The sequence below is a fragment of the Streptomyces sp. NPDC054841 genome, assembly GCF_053611045.1.
Genome location: NZ_JBSGZO010000680.1, coordinates 1 through 3,512 on the forward strand (window position 1 = coordinate 1; position 3,512 = coordinate 3,512).

The window sequence follows — 3,512 nt, forward strand, 5'->3', positions numbered from 1 at the left end:
GTGTGCGTGCCGGGGTTCGGTGTGGAGGCGGATCCCCAGGCCATGTCGGATGCCTGGGGGTGCGCCGGGGAGCTCAGCCGGCGACCCGCTGCGTGCAGGCGTCGGCGGTGTCCCTGGCGGTCAGTCGCGGGGTGGCGGGGCTCCAGCGCCTGGCGCCCGTGGCCGGCGCGGGCGGTCGCGCGGCCCGGCCGTCCAGCAGGGCCATCCCCAGCGGGGTCACCGTGTGCAGCACGGTGTTGCGGATACGGCGCGTGGTGATCAGGCCGGTCTGGCGCAGGACCGCGGTGTGCTGGCTGGCGCCGGCCGCGGAGATGCCGAGCCGGTCGGCGAGCTGGCTGGTCGTGCAGGTGGCCCGCAGGGCCCGCAACGCGGCAGCCCTGGTCTGGCCGACCAGCGCACCGAGCCACTCGGCGCTGTCGTCGGGCTCGTCCCACAGGCTCTCCGCCCGCTGGGCGTCGGGCGGCGCCGCGAAGACCAGCGCCGCGGGGCCGGTCTCCCGCTCCGCTCCGATCAGCATCCCCGGGCGGTGGTTCAGGAACACGGAGGGGTTGAGCACCAGGCCGCGCCCGCCCAGGAAGACGTCCTCGTCGGGTCCGCCGGGGATCTCCAGCACCGGACCCCGCCAGCTGATTCGGGGATGCAGGGTGGCCAGCAGTTGTTCGACGCCGCCGGCCATCACCATCCGGCCGCGCGCGTCGCACTCGCCCTCCAGATACGCGAGCAACCGGTCCCAGTAGGGCGCCACCGCCACCCGCCAGATCTCCGGCAGACAGGTGCCCGTGTGCTGTCCGGGCAGGCTCAGCGGGTTGGGAATCCGCGGTACGGAATCGTCCGGGTCGCCGTACTGCTCGGCCTGACGGAGCAGCACGTCCGGGTCACGGGTCCCGCCCGGTAACGGGCCCGGTCCCTGCGGGAGCCGTTTGTTCACCTGGCGGCGCCAGCGCGCGTAGGGTGCGCCGACGCCGCGACCGAGCATTCCGAGGGCGAACGCTGTCTCGGCGAGCGGCCCTGCGGTGGTCTTCAGCCGGGTTCTCGCGAAGTCAGCAGCGGAGAAGTGGATTCTTTGCACAGCGGACGCCCCCGTTTTCTCGCGAGTGGAGTTCATTCGCGTTCGTTTCAACGTCTGTTGGCATGCACTGGATTACGTCTGCCGGCACGTACAGGCCTGTTCACCCCGGTGCATCGTGCCGGGCCCGCTCGGGCCGCCCTGCGCCGAGCGCGCATCCGGTCGCATCCGGTCGCCCCGGTCCCAGGGCCAGGGCCCGCGTGTCCGTGCGCGGCTTCCCGGCCTCCGCCGGTCATCAACAGGAACGTTTCACCGAGATGACCACCCCGTACGCATGGTTCAGCAACCTGGCCAGCACGAACATGCTCTCGTCCGGCGCTGACACCACGCTGACCCTCCACTGAGTCGCACGGCGTCGCGAGCCCGTCAAGATCCACAAGGCCTTCCGGACGGAAGGCTCCTCCAGGCCGCGGCCGTCAGTGACGCGTATCAACCGGCCAGATCGCCGTCAAGGTGCTGTCAGGGCCGTCTCAGCACCCAGGAAAGTGGAAATAGCTTTGGTGACGCGTTCCGGAGGACCGCCTCACCGCGTTCGGGACGCCACCAGCCAGACGCCACCAGCCATTCGTGGTTCCTCGAGGAGGACCCCATGTGTCTGTTCCAGTACGCCGACGACCCCGAGCCTGACGAACAGGTCCCGGCCGGACCCCTGTACGTACCCGTCCGGCCGGGATGCACGGCGGAGGTGGTGATCCGGCTCTTCCGCACACCACTGGGCGCGCGTACCGCCGTCGGTTTCACCAGCCCCGAGCGGCTGACCGAGCTGCTCGGAACGGACCAGACCTGGATCCGGCTCTCCGAACACGCCCTGAGGGCCGTGGCGGCACCGCTGGGGGCGCTGGAGCTGACCGTTGACCCGACCTTCACTGCTCCCCCGGTCACGGCGATCACGGTCCCCGCCGCGCCGGCGATCGTGCCGGCGACGGAAAGCACGGCCCCGGGCCGCCTGAGGGGGATCACCCCATGACCCAGGGAGTTCTCGACGGCATCGCGGCCGACGCGGACGACCTGTCCATCTGGCCGGCCTCCACGACGCTCCTCCCCCACGGCGGCCTGGCCGTCGGCGGCGTCTCGCTCACCGAAGCCGCCGACCGCTTCGGCACCCCCGCGTACGTACTGGACGAGGCCGAGGTACGTGAGCGCTGCCGGACCTACCGGCACGCCTTTCCCGACGGCGAAGTGCTCTATGCCGCCAAGGCGTTCCTCTCCAGGGCGATGGTGCGCTGGGTCGAAGAGGAGGGACTGGGGCTGGACGTGTGTTCCGCCGGTGAACTGGAACTGGCCGTGACGGCCGGGTTCCCACCGGAGCGCATCGTGCTGCACGGCAACGCCAAGTCGCCACAGGACGTCGAGACGGCGCTGCGGCTCGGGGTGGGGCGGATCGTCATCGACAGCCCGTCCGAGATCGTCCGCCTGGCGGCCGCCGTCGGGCCCCAGGGCCACCAGAAGGTGATGATCCGCGTGGTCCCGGGCGTCCTGGCCGGCGGCCACAGGAAGATCAGCACGGGTACGGACGACCAGAAGTTCGGGCTCTCCCTCACCGACGGATACGCCCAGCACGCCATCACGCGCATACTGGGCCAACCGCAGCTCGAACTGGTGGGCCTGCACTGCCACATCGGCTCCCAGATCACCGACGTCAAGCCCTACGTCGCCGCCCTGCGCCGCATGGTCGGCCTGATGGCCCGCATCCGCAACACGCACGGCATCGTGCTGCCCGAGCTCGACATGGGCGGCGGACACGGCATTGCCTACCGGCCGGGCGAGCCGGCCCTGGACCTCACCCTACTCGCGCGCAAACTGCGCACGGAGCTCGTCGCGAGCTGCTCGGCGGCCGGTCTGACCGTTCCTCGGCTGATCATCGAGCCGGGCCGTGCGATCGTGGGCCCGGCCGGGGTGGCCCTGTACCGGGTGCTGGCCGTCAAACGCACCGGCGACCGGGTGTTCGTGGCCGTGGACGGCGGAATGAGCGACAACCCCCGGCCCGCCCTCTACGGAGTGCGCTACGCGCCGCGCCTCATCGGCCGCCACTCCCTCGCCGAACCGCTCACGGCCACCGTGGTCGGTCGGCACTGCGAGGCAGGCGACGTCATCGCAGCCGACGTGCAGCTGCCCGCCGACACCCGCCCCGGCGACCTGCTCGCCGTACCGGTGTCCGGCGCCTACCAGCTCTCCATGGCCTCCGGCTACAACCTGGTCGGCCGTCCCCCGGTCGTCGCCGTCCACGACGGCACGGCCCGACTCCTCATCCGGCGCGAAACCCTGGACGACTTCCGCAGCCGGGACATCGGCGATTAGGGCGTGTTGCGAAAGTAGCGCCGTCCGCCCGGAGGGCGGGGCCCGCGGCGTCCGGTGCGTGCGATCGCAAGGCGGTGGGGGCACCTCCCAGCGGTAGCTGGGGGAGATCATCCTCGTACTGGGCGTACTTGGATGAGTCCGACAACGC

At 71.4% G+C, this 3,512-nt stretch carries 4 protein-coding genes; 3 read left to right on the forward strand and 1 reads right to left on the reverse strand.

Annotated elements, in window-relative coordinates; genetic code table 11:
- Positions 1-73: 73 nt before the first annotated feature.
- The gene (locus ACWGI8_RS41635) at positions 74-1,069 is read right to left on the reverse strand and encodes an ArsR/SmtB family transcription factor (RefSeq protein ID WP_453668656.1); all 996 of its coding nucleotides are present in this window, start codon (positions 1,067-1,069) and stop codon (positions 74-76) included.
- 197 nt (positions 1,070-1,266) lie between these two features.
- Here ACWGI8_RS41635 and ACWGI8_RS41640 point away from each other — a divergent pair, with 197 nt between their 5' ends.
- From ACWGI8_RS41640 to lysA, 3 genes are all read left to right on the forward strand, one after another.
- Positions 1,267-1,410: a hypothetical protein gene (locus ACWGI8_RS41640; protein WP_453668657.1), complete on the forward strand. Its 144-nt coding sequence runs from the start codon at positions 1,267-1,269 to the stop codon at positions 1,408-1,410.
- 245 nt (positions 1,411-1,655) lie between these two features.
- Positions 1,656-2,033, forward strand: a complete 378-nt coding sequence (locus ACWGI8_RS41645) for an SAV_915 family protein (RefSeq protein ID WP_453668658.1) — start codon at positions 1,656-1,658, stop codon at positions 2,031-2,033.
- The gene (gene lysA / locus ACWGI8_RS41650) at positions 2,030-3,364 is read left to right on the forward strand and encodes a diaminopimelate decarboxylase (protein ID WP_453668659.1); all 1,335 of its coding nucleotides are present in this window, start codon (positions 2,030-2,032) and stop codon (positions 3,362-3,364) included. The genes ACWGI8_RS41645 and lysA overlap by 4 nt, the downstream gene beginning before the upstream one ends.
- The last annotated feature ends 148 nt before the right edge of the window (positions 3,365-3,512 follow it).